The sequence below is a fragment of the Pseudomonas sp. RA_35y_Pfl2_P32 genome (assembly GCF_963970735.1).
Taxonomy (GTDB): Bacteria; Pseudomonadota; Gammaproteobacteria; order Pseudomonadales; family Pseudomonadaceae; genus Aquipseudomonas.
The window spans coordinates 198188-217718 of the sequence record NZ_CAXAQF010000005.1 but is presented as its reverse complement, the minus strand read 5'-3'; the positions used below and the strand labels follow the sequence as shown (position 1 = coordinate 217718).

Genomic DNA, 19531 nt, shown 5'->3' with positions numbered 1-19531 from the left:
CATGAGTTACGAATTCAGAAGCGTACCGCGCATCCTGTGTGAAGCCGGTGCCCTGCAACAGGTTGGGCAGGTGCTCAGCGGATTGGGCGCGCAACGGGTGATGCTGGTGTGCGACCCGGGCATTGTCAGCCTGGGTTTTGCCGCCGGTGCGCAACGGGCCTTGCAAGCGGCTGGCTGCCAGGTGACGGTCTTCGACCAGGTGGTGCCCGATCCTTCGGCCTCTGTGGTCAAGCAGGCGGCGGCCCAGGCGCGCGCGTTCAAGGTCGATGGGGTGCTGGGGCTGGGGGGCGGCAGCTCCCTGGATGCGGCGAAACTGGTGGCCTTGCTGGTCAACAGCGAGCAGTCCCTGGAGGACCTGTACGGCACCGATAAAGCGCTGGGGCAACGGGTGCCGTTGGTGTTGATGCCGACCACCGCTGGCACGGGGTCGGAGGTGACCTGGGTCTCGGTGATCACCGATGAGCAGCAGTGCAAGCAGGTGGTGTATTCCCCGCTACTGCTGCCCGACGTGGCGGTGCTCGACCCCGAGCTGACCCTCGGCCTGCCGCCCAGGGTCACCGCCGCCACCGGCCTGGATGCCATGGTGCATGCTATCGAGGCCTACACCAGCCGCACGCGCAAGAACCCGATTGCCGACAGCCTGGCCACCGCCGCCCTGGCACTGCTGGGGCGCAATCTACCCAAGGTGCTGGCCGATGGGCGCGACGTCGCGGCGCGCACGGCGATGCTGCAAGGCTCGCTGATGGCGGGCATGGCGTTCGTCAACGCGTCGGTGGCGGCGATCCATGCCCTGGCCTATCCGCTGGGGGCGCGCTTCCATATTCCCCACGGTCATGCCAATGCCTTGGTCATGGCGCCGATCATTCGCTTCAACCTTGCCCAGGCACAGCGCCAATACGCTGAACTGGCCGCGTATCTGCTGCCGGACCAGCAGTTTGCCGATGAGGCGACGGCGGCCGAGGCGTTTGTCCTGGCCATCGAGGCGTTGGTGCGCGACAGCGGCCTGGAGACCCGTTTGTCGAAGCTGCAGGTGGATGAGCAGGCCATCCCGTCGATGGCCACGGAAGTGGTGGTGGGCATTCGCCGGTTGATCGACAGCAATCCGCGGGACATGACGGAGCGGGAGGTCGAGGCCATCTATCGCGGGATTTTTTGACCGCAAGCGGGCGGCTGAGGTGTTGGGCGGGGCAACTGCGATGGCCTTGCCCGACGCCCCAACGTGCGCCAGCGAACAGACATGCCCTGCGTATTCCTCCATGTTTGGGTCACGAGTCACTTGATCCTGCCGACACTGGAGTACGCTCATGACCACCTCATTACGCTCAATCGTGTTTATCGCGCTGGCGACGCTGTCCCTGGCGTCGAGCGGCTTGCTCAACTCGGCGAGTGCCGCAACCGCCGAAGACCTGGACAAGGACGCCCGGCAAGCCCTGCAGATCCTCTATAAAGCCCACCCGCTGGCGCAGACGATGTCGAGCACGGCCAAGGCAGTCCTGGTGTTCCCCAACGTCATCAAGGCCGGTCTGGTGTTCGGCGGCAGTTATGGGGAGGGCGTGATGTTCAAGGGCACCAAGGCCGACAGCTACTACAACTCCGTGACGGGTTCCTGGGGGTTGCAGGCGGGTGCCCAGTCTTATGCCTATGCGGTGTTCCTGATGACGGACAAGGCCGTCGCCTATGTCCGTGATACCAAGGGCTGGGAAGTCGGAGTCGGGCCGACCGTGGTCCTGGTTGACCAGGGGCTGGCGAAAAACCTCTCCAGTTCGACCTTGAAAGACGATGCCTATGCGTTCGTGTTCGATCAACAAGGCCTGATGGCGGGCGTGAGTATCGAGGGCACCAAGATTTCCCTGATCCAGCGGTGAGTGCCTGGGTGCGCGAGCGCCCAGACGCCTCGGAGTCACAGCATGCGCCCCAGTACGTCCTATTACGACAGCGTTCATGACATGAGCTTGTTCCGGGCCGAAATCGGTCCGAGCCATGCCGCGCAGTTGCGCCTGCTCAGGATGCAGTGCGCGTTGGTGACCGCGCAGGAGGCGGTGCGCGTGGCAGAACGCCGGGCGCGGTTTGCCGAGCAGTTGATGGGTGTGACCAGTCACGACCTGCGCAATCCCCTGGCGGCGATCAGCATGGCGGTGCAATTGCTCGAGCGCCAGGACCTGCCCGTCCGACAGTTGCAACTGCTCGGGCACATCACCCATGCCGCCGAGCGTGCACAGCGCTTGATTGCCGACTTGCTGGACCTGACTCAGCGGCAAACGGGCCGCGGGGTGGCGGTGTCGCTGGTCGCGGTGGATGTGCAGGCGCTGGTGGGCGAGTGCCTGGAGGAGTTGCGCCTGGTGTTCCCCGGGCGTGTCTTGTCCCTGCGCTGCGTCGGCCAGGGGCTGTTCATGGCGGACCGGGATCGGCTCTGCCAACTGTTGGGCAATCTGGTGAGCAACGCCCTGGATTATGGTGAGGGGGAGGTGACGGTGACCACCCGTGTCGAGGCGCAGGTGTTGATCAGTGTGCACAACCAGGGCGCGCCAATCGCCCCGCACCTGCTGGACCATCTGTTCGAGCCGATGGTGCGTGGCCACCACGAGCGCGGGCGGCCCGGCAGTGTCGGGTTGGGCCTGTTCATCGTCCGGGAAATTGCCCGGGCGCATCTGGGCGAGGTCAGGGTGAGTTCCTCTGTCGAGCAGGGCACCACGTTTACCGCCACGTTTCCCCTTGCCTCAGCCACGCGGTTTTAACGGCACGTAGGGCAGCAGGCGGTCGGTTTCTTTCCTGACCACGGCGTAGCACTCACAGCTCAGTTGTTCGAGCCGGTTCCTGTCCAGCACTCTGATGTGCCCGCGGCTGTATTCGATGATGCCCAGGCGCTGCAGTTTGCCGGCGGCATCGGTCACCCCTTCGCGGCGCACGCCAAGCATGTTGGCAATCAGTTCCTGGGTCATGATCAGTTGGTTGTCCTGCAGCCGGTCGAGGGACAGCAGCAACCAGCGACACAGTTGTTGATCGATGGAGTGGTGGCGGTTGCACACGGCGGTCTGGGCCATTTGCGTAACCAGGGCCTGGGTGTAGCGCAGCATCAACAGCAACATTTCGCCGTGACGGTTGAACTCGTCCTTGAGGCGCTGACCGGGCAGGCGAAAGGCATGCCCGGCGCTCTGGACAATCGCCCGGCTCGGCGTGCTTTCCCCGCCCATGAACACGGCAATGCCAATCAGGCCTTCATTGCCGACCACCGAAATCTCTGCCGAGGCGCCGTTTTCCATGACGTACAGCAGGGACACGATAGAGTCGGTGGGGAAATACACATGCCGCAGGGCATCCCCCGACTCGTAGAGCACTTTGCCGAGCGGCAGGCTGATCGGTTCGAGATAAGGCAGCAGGCGCTCCAGCGATTGTGCCGGCAGGGCCGCCAGTAAGTGGTTCTGCCGGGTTTTTGGTGCGTCAGGCATAGGCATCACCGAGTGTAGGAAAACTATCTGAGGGCGCTACCGGAGGGCTCCGGTAAGGAGTGCCAAGTGCATCAGTAAAATTAAAGCCGAGTTCGATTCTCGGCGCCAATGGCGTCCAGGTCGCTGGCCGAGCTTGGGTTGTGAGGCTACATTTTCCTTTTTGAGTGCAAGGAACAATCATGCGGATATGGATGGCAGCGCTGGGGTGCGTGGTGTTGGCGGGGTGTTCGTTACCGGCCTCGCTGGTGCCGGGGGAGCCGAACCTGAGCAAGGAGACCGCCAAACCGCCCAAGGAGTACGCGGCTTGCGTGTTGCCAGCCTGGCAGCGCGAGGTGCCCAAGGCTACCCAGACCCAGATCTCCAACGGCTGGCGGATCAATGCGCCCAGCATCATTACCGCCGATGAGATCCTCGATATCGTCAAGTACAAGGACGGCAGCAAGGTTTCGCTGTATCAGGGGCCGCCGTGGGCCAAGTCGCAAGCCCTGCGCAAGGCGGTGCGCGATTGCCTGTAGCTCATGGGCTGGCTTGGGTTTCACAGACGAAATAATTGCTCTGGCGGTTTTTCGCGGTGAGGTCCTTGGTCAGTTGCCGGGCGGCCGCGAGGCATTGTTGATAAGCATCGGGTTGCACCCAATGTTCAACGGCAATCACCTGGCAGTCGCTGCGCGAGGCGTCGGTGCACAGGTACAGCAGTAGAAAGACCGTCATACAGGCTCCCGCACGCTCAATGGCAGAATCTGTGCCGCCAGTACCCAGTATGTACGTCTCCATGACTTAGGCCAGCCTCGCGGCCGCCATTAGTCCATCAAGGAAGTTCTCATGATCACCACCACTACCCACTCCATTGAAGGCCGGCAGATTGCGGCGTACCTGGACATCGTCAGCGCCGAGTCCGTGCAGGGCATCAACGTGGTGCGGGACATGTTTGCCGGCATGCGGGATTTTTTCGGCGGGCGTTCCCAGACCCTGGAGAAAGCCCTGCGCGAAGCCCGTGCCCAGGCCACTGACGAGCTCAAGGAGCGCGCCCGCAGCCTGCAGGCCGATGCGGTGGTGGGGGTCAACTTTGAAATCAGCATGCCCTCTGGCAAGGGCAGCATGCTGGTGGTCTTTGTCACCGGTACCGCCGTCAAGCTCAAGTAACCCGAGTAGGGCCATTCGTCGGCGAAGGCTGTTTTGAATGGGTAGTCTGGGGATGACCGGCTAGTCTGGAATCTCTTGAGGGTCTGTGCTTTTCAGGCAAACGCTTGTTTGCCGGTATCGGCCTGTAGGGAGGGACGCAGAAATGAGCAATCCGTACATTGAAGATGATGGCGCTGAGTACCCGATCAATAACTGTGTGCACTGCGGGCAGACGGACTACCTCTCGGGGTTTGACCAAACACCCAGCAAACCGGTCCAGGGTCGTGTGTCCACGGTGAGTCGGACGACCCGCAAACCGTTCATGCCCAAGGTTATCGTGCCATTGCGCAAGTGATCGACAACCCGACTGACCCCGCCGATGTGCGGGGTTTTTTGTGCCTGCGGTTCAGCGGCCGACGAAGGGAGGAGAGGGCTTGTCATATTTTGTATCAATGTAACCGGGAGTGGTTGGGGTGTTTCACGTTTCTTTCACAAGACGTTACGTAGGCTCAGCTCATCCGTTAAAAGCAAGTCTTGTCAGCCCGTTCCCCAGCGGGCTTTTTTTTGCCTGCGATAAAACTCTTCAGCTAATTGCTGTCCAACTCTCGCGCACAGGAAGGTTGGCAGGGTCCTCGTCGGGACCGCCCCCCTTCATTAGCAGCCTATTTCTACGATTCAGTACTCTGTTTGAGGTTCATGTCATGCGTTTAACTCTGCCTGCTCTGGTTCTGGGGCTTCTGGTCGCTCAAGGTGCAATGGCTTCCGGTGATGGCACCGCGGCGTTGGGTGGCGGCCTGGGTGGCGCGTTGGGCAATGTGGTCGGTCAGAAGCTCGGTGGCAGCACCGGCGCGACCATTGGCGCAGGCGTGGCCGGCGCTGCCGGTGGTGCTGCGGGCGCACACAAGGGTAATCGCACCAAGGCCGCCATTGGCGGGGGTGTCGGCGCGGCCGGTGGTTCGGTCATCGGGCGTTCGCTGGGTGGCAAGAATGGTGCGACCATCGGCGCCGGCCTGGGCGGTGCCGCCGGTGGCGCGGTAGGTAACAGCATGGGCAAGAAGGGTCACTGATCCTTCGCGGTGATGCACCAGAGAAGCCCGGCCCTATGGTCGGGCTTCTTTGTTTGTGCTGGTCGCGCACCGCCAGGCTTTACAGCGCCAACTGATCCGCGCGGATGGCGAATGCGCTGGCCACTTCCTGAGTCAGGTTCAAGTGTTAGCGCCACACGCGGATCGGGGTGGCCCCGTCGACAAGGCGGCTGACCACCGAGTGTGCAATCAGCTCGTTAGTGCCCTGTTGGCTGATGTAGTGCTGATAGGGGATGACCACAAAGACCGGCTCGCCGTCCGCGCCCTTGATGATTTGAATATCACTAGGTGGTCACTGTGTATCTGCAGTAGTTGCTTGACGGCTTTGCGGGCCCAGTGAATTTAGACAATAAAACCCGTCTGGGAACAATGAACTCTGTCTCAGCGGATCTTAGCGGGTTCGAGCCTCCAACCGCGGCAGCACTGACCGACATTTTTATAAAGTGCTTAATCAGCATCCTGGTCTGCATCGCCCCCGCGTTACCCAGACAGCTATTTATTCGTATTGGCTGCAAACATCAAAATCGCGTCCGATGAGTCTGTCGCAAGCACTCGAGCATTCCAGCCCCGATACAGGGGGCTTCGCGCGGTAATGCACCTCAAGTGCGCCTCCTTGGCATTGAAACGTTGACGAAAGCGCGGCGCCATAAAAATAGCATCGAGTGTCATATTATAGCCGTCATTAATATGGCGAGTAACTTGGCGCGTTAATGCTGCTCGGCTGACGTAAATATATTGTCGTCATAAAGCTGACAACTAACTTTGTCTGACTGTTGAATTCCTGTGCTGTCGTTGTTTTGGCGCCATTAAACAAAAACCATTATTTGTGGTTTATTTTTAATGGCTCTATTGCTTTGCTTTGTTTAAGTGCTCACCATATGCCCCGGTCTGGAGCTATTGAAGAACGGGTTCGTAGCTTCGGTAGTGCTGTACTCACTTTTCTATCGTCTGTCTTGTGCTTGCGGGTACCGTTGTTTTTTATGACGGTAATTGGCGTTCGTGTGGGTGTTCACAAGCGATATTGAAGTTACTCAAGTTGATGTATTTAGGGCGGCGTAAATGGCGCAGTCCTACTGTTTACAGGTCGTGGATTCAAGTTGCCTGTAAATGGATACGGGAATGTTATAGGGACATTCCATGACCTTAAGTTGCAAGGAGCGTTCGTCGCATGCGAATCAGCATATTTGGTCTGGGTTACGTCGGCGCGGTATGTGCCGGATGCTTGTCGACAAGAGGGCATCAGATCATCGGGGTCGATGTTCAGGCTCTCAAGATCGATATGATCAACAGTGGCAAATCGCCCATTGTCGAGCCGGGTCTGGGCGAGCTGCTGCAGCAAGGGGTCGCCAGCGGCAAGCTGCGCGGCACCCTTGATGTTCGCGAGGCCGTCCTCGAAACCGATATTTCCTTCCTCGCACCGCCGACGCCGAGCAAGCGCAACGGCGACCTCGATGTGTCCTACATCGAAGAGGTGTGCCGGCAGATCGGCCAGGTTCTACCGCTCAAGACCACCCGTCACACGGTCGTGGTACGCAGCACGGTGCTACCGGGCACTCTGCGCAATGTGGTGATTCCGACCCTGGAACAGTATTCCGGGCTCAAGGCCGGTGTGGACTTCGGCGTGGCGGTGAACCCCGAGTTCCTGCGCGAGAGCACCGCGATCAAGGACTACGACTATCCGGCGATGACGGTGATCGGCGAGCTGGACAGCACCTCGGGCGACCTGCTGGAAGAGATCTACCGCGAGCTGGATGCGCCGATCATCCGCAAGACCATCGAAGTCGCGGAGATGATCAAGTACACCTGCAACGTCTGGCACGCGGCCAAGGTCACCTTCGCCAACGAGATCGGCAACATCGCCAAGGCGGTCGGCGTCGACGGCCGTGAGGTGATGGCGGTGATCTGCGAGGATCGCAAGCTCAACCTGTCCAGTTACTACATGCGCCCGGGCTTCGCCTTCGGCGGCTCCTGCCTGCCCAAAGATGTGCGCGCGCTGAGCTACCGCGCCGGCCAGTTGGACGTCGAGTCGCCACTGATCGAGTCGCTGATGCGCAGCAACGCCGCGCAGGTGCGCAAAGCTTTCGACATCATCGCCAGTTACGACAAGCGCAAGGTCGCGCTGCTGGGGCTGTCCTTCAAGGCCGGTACCGACGACCTGCGTGAAAGCCCGCTGGTGGAGCTGGCCGAGATGCTCATCGGCAAGGGCTTCGACCTCAGCATCTACGACAGCAACGTCGAGTATGCCCGTGTTCACGGCGCCAACCGCGACTACATCGAGTCGAAGATTCCCCATGTTTCGTCGTTGCTGCGGTCCAATTTCGACGAAGTGGTTGCCAATGCCGACGTGATCGTCCTGGGCAACGGCGATGAAGCCTTCGCGTTCCTCGCAGAACGGGCTCCCGCCGACAAGCAGGTCTTCGACCTGGTGGGGTTTATGCGCCAGTCCAGCGGTGGCGGATTAGAGGGTATCTGCTGGTAGAACCGTTGCAGTGATGCTCGTGGGGCGCCCTGGCAACAGGCGCGGCGCTCCTGTTGCCGAATTGTTGATCAGTCATACAGGTCCGAAACATGGATGTTTTTCAGAGTCGCCTGCGCACTGCCGCAGGGTGGTTACTGCTGGTAATCACGCTCATGGGGATGGCATTGCTGCTGCCGCGCAGCACCTTCGACCCGGAGTCCGTCGATTTCATTCTTCTGCTGGGTGTGATTGGCATCTGGCGTTATTCCATGGGCGCCGTGCATTTCGTGCGGGGGATGATCTTCCTCTATCTGGTGTTCCCCTGGTATCGGCGCAAAGTGCGGCAGCTGGGTGCGCAAGCGGCCCCGTCCCACGTGTTCCTGCTGGTCACGAGCTTTCGCATCGAGGCGCTGACTACCGCTCAGGTCTACCACTCAGTGATCCGCGAGGCCATCGCCTGCGGCTACCCGACCACCGTGGTGTGTTCCATCGTTGAGCGTTCGGACGAGCTGTTGATCGAGAGCCTGTGGCGGCAGATGAACCCACCGGAGCGGGTCAGGCTGGACTTCGTGCGCATCGCCGGAACCGGCAAGCGCGATGGCCTGGCCCACGGCTTCCGCGCCATTTCCCGACACCTGCCCGACGACGATTCGGTGGTGGCGGTGATCGATGGCGATACCGTACTGGAGCAGGGCGTAGTGAAGAAAACCGTGCCTTGGTTCAAGCTTTTCCCCAATGTCGGTGGCCTGACCACCAACGAGTTCTGCGAAGTGCGCGGCAGCTACATCATGAGCGAGTGGCACAAGCTGCGCTTCGCCCAGCGCCACCTCAACATGTGCGCCATGGCGCTCTCCAAGCGTGTGCTGACCATGACCGGGCGCATGTCGGTGTTCCGCACCAGCGTGGTGACCAATCCTGGCTTCATCGCCGACGTCGAGAGCGACCATCTGGAACACTGGCGCCTCGGACGCTTCCGCTTCCTCACGGGCGACGACAAGTCCAGTTGGTACAGCCTGATGCGCCTGGGCTACGACACGTTCTATGTGCCGGACGCGTCCATCAACACCGTGGAGCACCCGCCGGAGAAAAGCTTCATCAAGGCCAGCCGCAAGCTGATGTTCCGCTGGTACGGCAACAACCTGCGGCAGAACTCCCGCGCCCTGGGCCTGGGCCCGAATCGTTTGGGCTGGTTCACCTGCCTGGTGCTGGCCGACCAGCGCGTATCCATGTGGACCAGCCTGCTGGGGCCCACCGTGGCGATCATTGCCAGCCTCAAGTACGGCTTCGCCTTCCTGATGGTGTACCTGCTGTGGATCGGCCTCACTCGCCTGGCGCTGACTCTGCTGCTGCTGGCCTCCGGGCACAAGGTGGGGCCGGCCTATCCGCTGATCCTCTATTACAACCAGATCATGGGCGCGCTGGTGAAGGTGTATGTCTTCTTCCGCCTTGACCGGCAGTCCTGGACCCGCCAGAACACCAAGCTTAATCGCGACCTGGCCAGCTTTTCGCGCTGGTTCAACACCTGGTCTTCACGCGCCATGACCTTCTCCGCGGGCAGCGTCTTTCTAGCCCTGCTGATGTTCGTGGTGTGATCGGCGAAAAGGACCAAAAAACCTTGAAGCCAGGTTCAACTTACTAATTTGAAAGGGAAAAATTATGAGTGCTGTGATCAGCCCGGTGGGCAACGCCAATGTGGTGCATGAGTCCGAGGCGCAGCGTCAGCATGCGCGCCTGAAGCTGCCGGCGAAGGTCCGGTTCCAGGGCCAGCAGGGGGGCGTCCAGGAAGTCCAACTGATAGACCTGTCCGCTGGCGGTTTCAGTTTCGAGCAGGGCAGCCCGTCGGTGGTCGAGGGCAAACTCTATCGCGGCAAGCTGATGTTCAAAGTGGAGGGCATCGGCTTCGCCATGGATGTCGAATTCCAGGTGCGCTCGATCATCGGCGGCAAGCGCGTGGGCTGTGAGTTTCACAACCTGCGTCCGCGCGAGATGTCGGCGCTGCGCTACATCATCAGCTCCTTCATCGGCGGCGAGCTGGTGAATGTCGGTGGCCTGATCAGCATTCTCCAGCGCGAGAACTTCACCAAGGCCCGTGGCGGCAAGGGGAATGAAAGGCTCAGCCTGCTTGGCCGCCTGCGCGCCATGAGTTTAACCCTGGTGATCCTGGCCGCCGGACTGGGCGCCTTCGCCTACGTGCTGTACCAGTTCTACGACATCTACTTCGTCACCCACGCTGACTCGGCCCAGGTCAGCGTGCCCGGCGCGCAGGTCGCGATGCCGCGCGAAGGCACTGTGCAAAGCCTGGTCACCGTTGGTAGCACGGTCAGCAAGGGCGCGCCGGTGGCCACCTTCACGGCGAACATGCTGGATGCCCTGAAGGGCGCCCTGCCGGAATCGGAGATGACCCCGGACAACCTGGAGCGCCTGTTCAACAAACGCTTCCAGGGCACCCTGACCAGCCCCTGTGACTGCAAAGTGGTCAGCCAACTGGTGGGTGATGGCCAGGTGGCACCCAAGGGCACCCCGGTGTTCCTGCTGGCGCCGGTGGACAGCGTCGCCACCGTCGAAGCACGCTTCCCGTACCGCGCGTTCAACAAGCTGCAACCGGGCACCCCACTGACCTTCCTGGTGGGCGGCGAAACCACCGAACGCGGCGGCCGGATCTCCAGCATCGCCCTGCAGGACGGCGGCCTGGCTTCGGACATTCGCGTGCACATCCAGCCAAACGAGCCGCTTGCCAGCGATCTGGCCAAGCGTCCGGTGGACGTGCGCATTCGCCCGTTGAACGGCGTCTTCGCCAATAACAGCCTGAACAGCCTGGTGTTCGGAAAATGAAGAGCACCGCACTAGCATGCGGGCTGCTGAGCTCGCTCAGCCTCGGTCTGCTGGCCGGTTGCGTGGCGTTGCCCGACCTGCAGTTGGCCAAGACGGCCAAGGGCGGTGGAGACCTCGCGACCGCGGAACAGAATTACCGCGTCCTCGCCAGCCAAGGCTACGTCGAGGCCCAGATCGGCCTCGCCGACCTGCTGGTCCGCAGTCCTTTGATCGAGCAGCGGATGCAGGGCGAGACGCTGTACCGCCAGGCCCTCGATCGCTCACCGGTGGCGCCAGCACGGCTGGGTAAATGGCTGGCGAGCAAGCCGCAGGCGAGTCCTGCCGAGCGCCTGGAGGCCGAGCAGTTGCTGCGCCAGAGCCTGGCGGCCGGCGACAACAGCGCACTGCTGCCGCTGGTGCAGCTACAGCTGCAGGATCCGCAAAAGCTTGCCGGCGGCGAGCTGGAACGCGAGCTGGAGCAATGGCAGGCGCAAGGCATCGGCGAAGCACGGCTCGGCAAGGTGCTCCTGTACCGTGTGCGCGGCAACTACGTAGAAAAGCTGGACGAGATCGAAGCCATCTGTGAGGGCTGGCTGGACCAGGCCAGTGAGTGCTATGTCGAACTGGCCGAGGTCTTCCAGCGGCGTGGCGACAAAGACAGCCAGCAGCAGTTGTTGGCGCGGCTGGACTCGGCCTACCAGGCCGGCCTGGTGTCGCCTGAACGTGTGATGGGCGTTGCCAAGGTCCTGGCCGACAGCAGCCTGGGCGAAGCGGATCCCAAGGCTGCCCAGGTGCTCTACACGCGTATTGCGCCGGCCTACCCGGATGCCTGGTGCGGTTTGGCTGAGTTGGTCCTGAGCTTCCCCGATCAGGGGGATGCGGCCGTACTCACCGGATACCTGAACAAGGGCATCGAGGCGGGTTCCAGCCGCGCCGCGCTGATGCTCGGGCAGCTGTACCTCAAGGGCCAAGTCGTACCGGCCGATCCACGGGCGGCGGAGCAGTACCTACTACAGGCCGCGCCGGGCCACCTCAAAGCGCACCTGCTGCTGGGCCGGTTGTACCGGGATGGCGCGCTGGGCGACATCGATCCGCAAAAGGCGCTGGAGCATCTGCTGATTGCCGCCCGTGCGGGCGACCCGAGCGCCAACATCGCGCTGGCCCAGCTGTTTGGCGAGGGCAAGGGCGTGCGGATCAACGCCGTCTACAGCTACACCTTCGCCACGCTCGCGTCGCGCCAGGGCGTGGCCCAGGGGCAGGTCCTGATGGAGCGCCTGGCGCCAAGGCTGCAGGCGCAGGACTACCAGCAGGTAGAGAGCCTGCTAGCCCGTGAAATCGAGGCTCGCGGTGGCCAGCAGGTCACCGCCAGGAATCCAGTTGATCAAGCGCAGGAAGTGCTATGACTTCGAAATACCGTCCAGTCACCACGCTGGTCTGCATGGCCGGATTGCTGGCCAGCTCCGTCGCCCTGGGGGCGCAGCCGCAACCCGGCTTGTCTTATGGCGCCAATCTCAAACTCACCGCGCAGTCGATCGATGACCTCGATCTGGGTACCCGCGACGGTGGCGACTTCAATGGCGTCGGCCTCAGCGTGCGGCCCTGGATCTTCAACCGTCAGGGCGACTGGAGCGCCTTTGCGCTCGGCGAGGCGTTCCTCGCCACCGACACCATCGAGTCGGACACCAGTGAATCCGACACCTTCGACCCCAACGACGCCCGCGAGCGAGAGGACCAGTTCCTCGCCATGCACGAGTTCTGGGTCGACTATGGCGGTCTGAGCGCTTATCCGGGAGAGTCCTTGCGACTCGGCCGGCAGAAGATCCGCAGTGCCGACGGCCTGTGGTGGGACAGCAATATCGAAGCCTTGCGCTGGAATTTCGAGACAACCCTGCTCAGTGCCCACGTCGGTATTGCCGAACGTTTCAGTGACTACCGCACTGACCTGGATGAACTGGCGCCCGAGGACGAGGATCGCCTGCACCTGCTCGCCGACCTGTCCTGGCAGTGGCAGCCGGGTCACTGGGCCGGGCTGAAGTTCCATCGCAGCGATGATCGCGGCAACCTGCCCGGGCAGGGGGCTTCTGTGGATCAGTTGAGCAAGACCGCTACCGGCGAACTCAACTGGTTAGGGGCTGAACTCAATGGGGACTTCTACAACGAGCGCAGCAACCTACCGCTCAGCTACTGGGTCGCCGCCACTTGGTTGACCGGTAATGTCGACACCTTGCGCACCAGCACCGTAGCCGGCCGGCGCCAGGCCGACGGCCAGCTCAGCCAGGATGTCGATGCCTGGGCGGTCGACCTTGGCCTGCGCTGGAACATCGACCAGAACTGGCGCGTCGGTACCACCTACATGCGTGCCAGCGGCGGCTCCGACGGCGACGACTCCGAGCAGTTCACACAGACCGGGCTGGAGAGCAATCGCTCCAAATTCACCGGCACCGGGAGTGCCATCAACCGCTTCGGCGAAGCCTATCGCGGTGAGATGAACAACCTGCAGGCGGCCAGCGTGTTCAGCGGCTGGCAGTTGGGCGAGGACTACGACGCCAGCCTTGTCTACCACCGCTTCTGGCGGGTGGATGACCAGGCCGACAGCAGCAGTGGCCTGAAGGCCCAGTTGGTGCCTGGCGAGAAGGATATCGGGCAAGAAGTCGACCTGGTGGTGACGCGCTACCTGAACCGCGGGCAGATACCGGCCGGGATGGAGTGGCTGAAGGCATCCTCCGCGCTGGTCCGCTTTCGGGGCGGGCTGTTCTTTCCGGGCGATGCCTTCGGCAAAGGCACGGATTCGAGCATGCACCGCGCATTCGTTGATTTTGTCTGGCGTTACTGAATGCCGCCTGCCGAGCTGACCATGGAGTTGGACGCTATGTATTCACACACAAAAAACAGGCACCGCTGGGCCGCCGGCTTGGTCCTCGCGGGTTGCCTCGCGTGGGCGGTCGTGGCTCCGGCCGGGGAAAACGCTGCACCCGCTTACCAGGTGTCGAGCATTCCCGCCGAGTCGCTGCTGATCGAGCCGCCGAAGCTGCCCGATCTGTCGCCCTATACGGCCGAGGCGGTCAATGCGCGGATCGTACGCAAGCCCACTGGCAACGTGGTGCTCAAGCGCATGATCGGCCCGAACCAATTGGTGGAGTTCACCGGTGGTGACGAGCGTCTGCGTGAGTGGGTCAAGCGCCAGGGTGAAATGCCCCAGGCGATTTTCATCGAGGGAGGCTATGTCACGCTGAAGGATCTCGCCCGCAGCCTGCCGAAGAAGTATTTCGAGGAGACCGAGCCGGGTATCTACATCGCTCGCCTGCCGATCGTCGTCAGCCAGGGCGCGACCCTGCACGTCGGTGCCGAAACCCGTGACTTTCGCCTATCCAGCGAGCGCGGCGCGTTCCTGATCAACGACGGCAAGCTGTTCATCATGTACACCCGCCTTACCGCCTGGAGCGAGACGGAAAACCAGCAGGACTGGTTCAAGAAGAAGGGCAAGTTCCGCCCCTTCCTCAACGCTTGGGGCGGTACCGAGACCTACATCGTCAACTCGGTGGTATCGAGTCTTGGTTACACCGCGAGCAAGTCCTATGGCGTATCCATCTCCCAGTACAGCCCGGCGATGCATCCGACCATGCAGCGCGACCATCCCAGCGGCTGGCTGATTGGCTCGATGTTCGACGACATGTGGTACGGCTTCTATTGCTACGAAGCCTATGACGTGGTGCTCAAGGGCAATACCTACCGCAACAACCTGGTCTACGGTATCGACCCGCACGACCGCTCGCGGCGCTTGATCATCGCCGAGAACACCGCCTATGGCACCCGCGAGAAGCACGGCATCATCGTCTCCCGCGAGGTGAACGACAGCTGGATCTTCAACAACCGCTCCTACGAGAACACCCTCTCCGGGATCGTGGTCGACCGCACCAGCGTCAATAACGTGCTGGCCAACAACGAGGTTTATCGCAACGGCTCCGATGGCATCACCATCTACGAGAGCGGCGACAACCTGTTGTGGGGCAACCGGGCGTTCAACAACGCGCGGCACGGCATTCGTGTGCGCAACAGCGCCAATGTCGGGCTCTATGAAAACCTCGCGGTGGCCAACGGCCTGCTTGGTATCTACGGGCACGTCAAGGACCTCATCGGCACGCCCCGCGACCTGATACTCGACCCCTTCGATATGAACCTTTCCCTGACCGTGGTGGGCGGTCGCCTGATCGGCAACGAGTCGGGCGCCATCTCCGTCGTGTCGCCGCAAAGCGTGAAGCTCTACGGTGTGGAAATGCTGATGCCGACCCAGCCCAGCGGCATCGGCATATTCGGTGCGCTTGCCAAGGAGCAGAGCCGAATCATCGACCTGCTGGTGCGACAGAAGCGGGCCGTGCTGGTCCTGCCGCTCGACAAGTTGGCGCAACTTCAAGTGAGTGACAAACAATGAAACGGAGTTCAATGGGCCGCTTTGTCCAAGGGTGGCTGGCGTGCGCCTCAATTGCGACGCTTTTCACCAGTTCCCTGAGCCTGGCCGCCGAGGCGCCCGTGTACGAGATCGAGCGCTGCTGCCAGATCTGCCCGCAGGCGCTGCAGGACAGCAGCTACACCGGTGATCTGGGCGATTTCACCCAACTGGTGCAGGGGCACGAGGATTGGCTTTTCCGCAGCAAGATCGACCTCATGACCAACATCGGTACCACGCCCGAGGGGTTCAAACTGCTACAGGATCTGCGTGATGCGCTGAAAGCCAGGGGCGTGGAACTGGTGATGGTCTACCTGCCGCCGCGTGGCCTGCTCGTCACTGAGATGCTCAATCCGCAGGCGCGCAGCCGCTTCAATGCCGAACTGTCGCGCAGCAATTACCGGGCGACCATCGAGCGCCTGCGCAGCCTGGGTATCCGCGTGCCGGACCTGTCCGCACTGCTGGACCTGCCGGCTGAAGTGCGCAGCAAATTCTTCTTCAAGCGCGATAACCACTGGACGCCGCAAGGCGCTGAGCTGACCGCGCAGTTGCTGGCCGCCGAGATCAGTAAGTCGGGGGTCTTCAAGGGGATTGCGCGCAAGGAATTTGCCACGCGCACGGAAGGCAACCTGTACAAGGTCGGCTCACTCAACCAGGCATTCGGCAAGATCTGTGGCAGTGGTTACGCCAATGAGTATTTCACGCGCGCAGTGACGGAGCCTAAAGAAGAGAGCAATGAGCTGTTTGGCGATACCGAACGGCCCGATGTGGTGCTAGTCGGCACCAGTTTCAGTTCCGCACAGTACAACTTCGACGGCTTCCTCAAACAGTACGCCAGCGTCGACGTGGATAACCGCTCGGTGACAGGCGGTGGCTTTCACAGTGCCATGCTGCAGTACCTCGGCACCCAGGACTTCCGGGACAAACCGCCGAAGGTACTGATCTGGGAGGTCAACAGCTATTACGACCTGGCCATGGCGACGTTCTATCGCCAGGCCATGCCCCTGCTGGATAACGGTTGCCGGGACGTAACGGCGGACATAGACCAGAAGCTGACCCTGCGGCCAGGCAAGAACGAGGTGCTGGTCAACACTGGGGCCAAGCCGATCCGCAGTGAGGATTCCGTCGTCGAGATCCAGTTCAGCAAGCCCGAGGTCAATGAGTTGCGCAGTACCGTCTGGTACATGAGCGGCTCGAGGGACAACCTGTTGATCAGCCGGTCGCGGGAAGTCGAGTCGAACGGCCGCTTTGTTTTCCGCTTGCGTGAGGACGCCGAGTGGGCTGGGCAGACGCTGCTCTCCCTTGAAATCGATATGCCGGCAGACATGCCCCCGGGGCTGCAGGTCGAGGCAAAGATCTGCCGCCGGGCGGACAAACCTGCAAGCGTGATGCAAGCCCAAGCCAAGGCCGATTGACCTGATGGAGCCTTGCGCCGGGCTGTGCCTGGCGCATGGGTTCCTCAGGGCAACGATGATCATTCAAAAGGAGATTGAGGGCGTGGTTTTTTCTTCCAACGTGTTCCTGTTCCTGTTCCTGCCGATTTTCCTCGGCTTGTACTACCTAGTCGGAACGCGCTATCGAAACCTGCTGTTGCTGGTCGCTAGCTACATCTTCTATGCCTGGTGGCGCATCGACTTTCTGGTGCTGTTCGCTGTCGTGACAGTGTTCAACTACTGGATCGGCCTGCGCATCGGCGCGGCCGGAGTGCGCACGAAAACTGCGCAGAAATGGCTGCTCCTCGGCGTGGCGGTGGACCTCGGCGTACTCGGCTATTTCAAGTACGCCAATTTCGGCGTCGACAGCCTCAACGCCATCATCACCTCGTTCGGCATGGAGCCCTTCGTGCTCACGCACATCCTGCTGCCGATCGGGATCTCTTTCTACATCTTCGAGTCCATCAGCTACATCATCGACGTCTACCGCGGCGACACCCCGGCCACCCATAACCTGGTGGACTTCGCCGCCTTTGTGGCGATCTTCCCGCACCTGATTGCCGGCCCGGTACTGCGTTTCCGCGACCTGGTGGACCAGTTCAACCACCGTACCCACACGGTGGACAAGTTCGCCGAGGGGTGTACGCGCTTCATGCAAGGCTTCATCAAGAAGGTCTTCATCGCCGACAGCATCGCGCCCATCGCCGACCATTGCTTCGCGCTTTCCGACCCCACCACGGGCGACGCCTGGCTTGGCGCGCTGGCCTATACCGCGCAACTGTACTTCGACTTTTCCGGCTACAGCGACATGGCCATCGGCCTGGGCCTGATGATGGGCTTCCGCTTCATGGAAAACTTCAAGCAGCCGTACATCAGCCAGTCCATTACCGAGTTCTGGCGACGCTGGCACATCAGCCTCTCCACCTGGCTGCGCGACTACCTGTACATCAGCCTGGGCGGCAATCGTGGAACCGCCTTCCAGACCTACCGTAACCTGTTCCTGACCATGCTGTTGGGCGGTCTGTGGCATGGCGCCAACTTCACCTACATCCTCTGGGGCGCCTGGCACGGCGTCTGGTTGGCCATTGAGCGTTTCTTGGGCGTGAACGCCGCGCCACGGGCGCTTAACCCGCTGAAGTGGGCCTTCACCTTCATGCTGGTGGTGATCGGCTGGGTGATTTTTCGCGCCGAGAACCTCGACGTGGCCTGGCGCATGTACGCGGCCATGTTCAGCTTCGCCGACTGGCAGCTCTCCGAGCTCAACCGCGCTCAGCTCACCAGCCTGCAGATCGCCACCCTGGTGCTGGCCTATGCCGTGCTGGCCATCTTCGGCATCCGTCAGTTCTACGCCCAGCCGCTGGCCGGCGGCCCCAAGGCCCGCGCAGACGACATCATGATCAACGCCAACGGCAGAGCCGCCGTGGCGCGCCTGCGGATAGGCGCCGTGGCCTTCCACGCTGCCGTGCTCCTGCTGTTCACCGTCTCGGTGCTGAAGCTCTCGGCGCAGAGCTTCTCGCCCTTCCTGTACTTCCAGTTCTGAGGGGAACCGACTATGAACAGAACCCTGAACCTGCTCTACAGCCTGCTCTTCTGCAGCCTGCTGCTGGCGCTTTGCCTGTGGTCGCTGCGCGCGGTATTCGGCTTCTCCGCGGCCAGTGAAACCAGCGTGCTGGACGGCAAACTGGCGCTGGCCTTCGAGAAGCACTACGACGCCGAGTTCCCGGTCAAGCAACTGGGCACCAATCTCTGGGCGCTGGCGAGCCTCACGCTTTTCGGCGAAGGCCGCCAGGGCGTGGTCATCGGCCAGGACGGCTGGCTCTTCTCGGACGAGGAGTTCAAGCCGGCGAGCAAACCCGATCAGTTGCAGGACAACTGGCGGTTGGTGAACGCCGTACGGGCGCAATTCGAGCGTCGTGGGGTGACGCTGGTGCTGGCGCTCCTGCCAGCCAAGGCTCGACTCTATCCGGAGCATCTGGATGACGAGCGACCTGCGCTGGCTCAGCAGAGCCTGTACCCGAAGGTCCTCGACATGATGCGCCAAGCCGGGTTGAACGGGCCGGATCTGTTGCCGGCCCTGCAGCAGGCGAAGGCACAGGAGCCGGTGTTTCTGCGTACCGATAGCCACTGGACCCCCTTCGGCGCAGAGGTCGCGGCCAGGAGTCTGGCCGAGCATCTGGCGCGCCAGGGTATCTGGCAGCATGGCGACCAGACCTTCGTCACCGAGGCTGTCGCCAGCCGGGAGCACAAAGGCGACCTGCTGAGCTTCCTGCCCCTGGAGCCGTACTTCGCCGACCAGCAACCACCGGCCGAGCGCCTGCGCCCGCGTCTGACCCGGGCCGCCGAGGGACAGGAGGCGAGCGCCGAGGAGGCGTTGTTCGCCGACGCCCTGCCATCGATCGCGCTGGTCGGGACCAGCTACAGCGCCAACCCGGACTGGAACTTCGCCGGTGCCCTGAAACAGGCCCTGGGCAGCGACCTGCTCAATTACGCCGAGGAGGGCAAGGGCCCACTGGTGCCCATGCTGAACCTGCTGCAGCAGGGGGATAAAGACCTCGCCGGGCTGCGCCTGGTGATCTGGGAGTTCCCCGAGCGCTATCTGATGCTACCCAGCGACCTGTCCGGATTCGACGCGACCTGGCTCGCCCGGCTGCACAACGGCGAGGAACCGGTCAGCCGCGCGCTGCACACCGCTACCTCCACCTCCACTGAGCCCATCCTGCAATTCTAGGAGC

18 protein-coding genes and 1 pseudogene are annotated in these 19531 nt (G+C 62.0%); 16 read left to right on the top strand and 3 right to left on the bottom strand.

Annotated features, from left to right (window positions below):
- Position 1 precedes the first annotated feature (1 nt).
- The 3 genes from AACY45_RS07115 (at position 2) to AACY45_RS07105 (ending at position 2735) form a co-directional block, all read left to right on the top strand.
- Entirely contained in the window at positions 2-1156 is a 1155-nt protein-coding gene (locus AACY45_RS07115) for an iron-containing alcohol dehydrogenase (protein ID WP_339544789.1), read from the top strand.
- A gap of 148 nt (positions 1157-1304) precedes the next feature.
- Positions 1305-1865: a lipid-binding SYLF domain-containing protein gene (locus AACY45_RS07110; protein ID WP_339544788.1), complete on the top strand. Its 561-nt coding sequence runs from the start codon at positions 1305-1307 to the stop codon at positions 1863-1865.
- Positions 1866-1907: 42 nt separating this feature from the next.
- A complete protein-coding gene (locus AACY45_RS07105) occupies positions 1908-2735 on the top strand; it encodes a sensor histidine kinase (protein WP_339544787.1) in 828 nt (275 codons plus the stop codon).
- On the opposite strand, the gene AACY45_RS07100 is transcribed toward AACY45_RS07105, so the two are convergent.
- Positions 2718-3446, bottom strand: coding sequence for a Crp/Fnr family transcriptional regulator (locus tag AACY45_RS07100; RefSeq protein WP_339544786.1), 729 nt, complete (start codon positions 3444-3446; stop codon positions 2718-2720). The genes AACY45_RS07105 and AACY45_RS07100 overlap by 18 nt on opposite strands.
- Before the next feature lie 179 nt (positions 3447-3625).
- On the opposite strand from AACY45_RS07100, the gene AACY45_RS07095 reads away from it, so the two are divergent.
- Positions 3626-3961 (top strand): hypothetical protein, encoded by a 336-nt coding sequence (locus AACY45_RS07095; protein WP_339544785.1) that lies wholly within the window; start codon positions 3626-3628, stop codon positions 3959-3961.
- Position 3962: 1 nt separating this feature from the next.
- Here the strand turns inward: AACY45_RS07095 and AACY45_RS07090 are convergent, their stop codons facing one another.
- A complete protein-coding gene (locus AACY45_RS07090) occupies positions 3963-4157 on the bottom strand; it encodes a hypothetical protein (protein ID WP_339544784.1) in 195 nt (64 codons plus the stop codon).
- A 111-nt stretch (positions 4158-4268) separates the two neighbouring features.
- On the opposite strand from AACY45_RS07090, the gene AACY45_RS07085 reads away from it, so the two are divergent.
- From AACY45_RS07085 to AACY45_RS07075, 3 genes are all read left to right on the top strand, one after another.
- On the top strand, positions 4269-4589 hold the full coding sequence (locus tag AACY45_RS07085; RefSeq protein WP_339544783.1) for a YbjQ family protein: 321 nt from the start codon (positions 4269-4271) through the stop codon (positions 4587-4589).
- Positions 4590-4731: 142 nt separating this feature from the next.
- A complete protein-coding gene (locus tag AACY45_RS07080) occupies positions 4732-4923 on the top strand; it encodes a hypothetical protein (RefSeq protein WP_339544782.1) in 192 nt (63 codons plus the stop codon).
- A 346-nt stretch (positions 4924-5269) separates the two neighbouring features.
- Positions 5270-5635, top strand: coding sequence for a glycine zipper domain-containing protein (locus tag AACY45_RS07075; protein WP_095165526.1), 366 nt, complete (start codon positions 5270-5272; stop codon positions 5633-5635).
- Positions 5636-5783: 148 nt separating this feature from the next.
- Here AACY45_RS07075 and AACY45_RS07070 read toward each other — a convergent pair.
- A pseudogene (locus AACY45_RS07070) lies at positions 5784-5933 on the bottom strand (helix-turn-helix domain-containing protein); the annotation flags it as partial.
- A gap of 888 nt (positions 5934-6821) precedes the next feature.
- On the opposite strand from AACY45_RS07070, the gene AACY45_RS07065 reads away from it, so the two are divergent.
- The 9 genes from AACY45_RS07065 to AACY45_RS07025 all read left to right on the top strand — a co-directional run bounded on the left by AACY45_RS07065 (position 6822) and on the right by AACY45_RS07025 (position 19527).
- The gene (locus AACY45_RS07065; protein ID WP_339544781.1) at positions 6822-8132 is read left to right on the top strand and encodes a nucleotide sugar dehydrogenase; all 1311 of its coding nucleotides are present in this window, start codon (positions 6822-6824) and stop codon (positions 8130-8132) included.
- A gap of 89 nt (positions 8133-8221) precedes the next feature.
- Positions 8222-9703, top strand: a complete 1482-nt coding sequence (locus tag AACY45_RS07060) for a glycosyltransferase family 2 protein (RefSeq protein ID WP_339544780.1) — start codon at positions 8222-8224, stop codon at positions 9701-9703.
- Between the two features lie 64 nt (positions 9704-9767).
- Positions 9768-10943: an alginate biosynthesis protein Alg44 gene (locus AACY45_RS07055; RefSeq protein ID WP_339544779.1), complete on the top strand. Its 1176-nt coding sequence runs from the start codon at positions 9768-9770 to the stop codon at positions 10941-10943.
- The gene (locus AACY45_RS07050) at positions 10940-12325 is read left to right on the top strand and encodes an SEL1-like repeat protein (protein WP_339544778.1); all 1386 of its coding nucleotides are present in this window, start codon (positions 10940-10942) and stop codon (positions 12323-12325) included. The genes AACY45_RS07055 and AACY45_RS07050 overlap by 4 nt, the downstream gene beginning before the upstream one ends.
- On the top strand, positions 12322-13755 hold the full coding sequence (locus tag AACY45_RS07045; protein ID WP_445261169.1) for an alginate export family protein: 1434 nt from the start codon (positions 12322-12324) through the stop codon (positions 13753-13755). The genes AACY45_RS07050 and AACY45_RS07045 overlap by 4 nt, the downstream gene beginning before the upstream one ends.
- A gap of 36 nt (positions 13756-13791) precedes the next feature.
- Positions 13792-15351, top strand: coding sequence for a mannuronan 5-epimerase AlgG (gene algG / locus AACY45_RS07040; protein WP_339544777.1), 1560 nt, complete (start codon positions 13792-13794; stop codon positions 15349-15351).
- The gene (locus AACY45_RS07035) at positions 15348-16781 is read left to right on the top strand and encodes an alginate O-acetyltransferase (RefSeq protein WP_339544776.1); all 1434 of its coding nucleotides are present in this window, start codon (positions 15348-15350) and stop codon (positions 16779-16781) included. Before algG ends, AACY45_RS07035 begins: the two co-directional genes overlap by 4 nt.
- An 82-nt stretch (positions 16782-16863) precedes the next feature.
- On the top strand, positions 16864-18339 hold the full coding sequence (locus tag AACY45_RS07030; RefSeq protein WP_339544775.1) for an MBOAT family O-acyltransferase: 1476 nt from the start codon (positions 16864-16866) through the stop codon (positions 18337-18339).
- Between the two features lie 12 nt (positions 18340-18351).
- Positions 18352-19527, top strand: coding sequence for an alginate O-acetyltransferase (locus tag AACY45_RS07025; RefSeq protein ID WP_339544774.1), 1176 nt, complete (start codon positions 18352-18354; stop codon positions 19525-19527).
- The last annotated feature ends 4 nt before the right edge of the window (positions 19528-19531 follow it).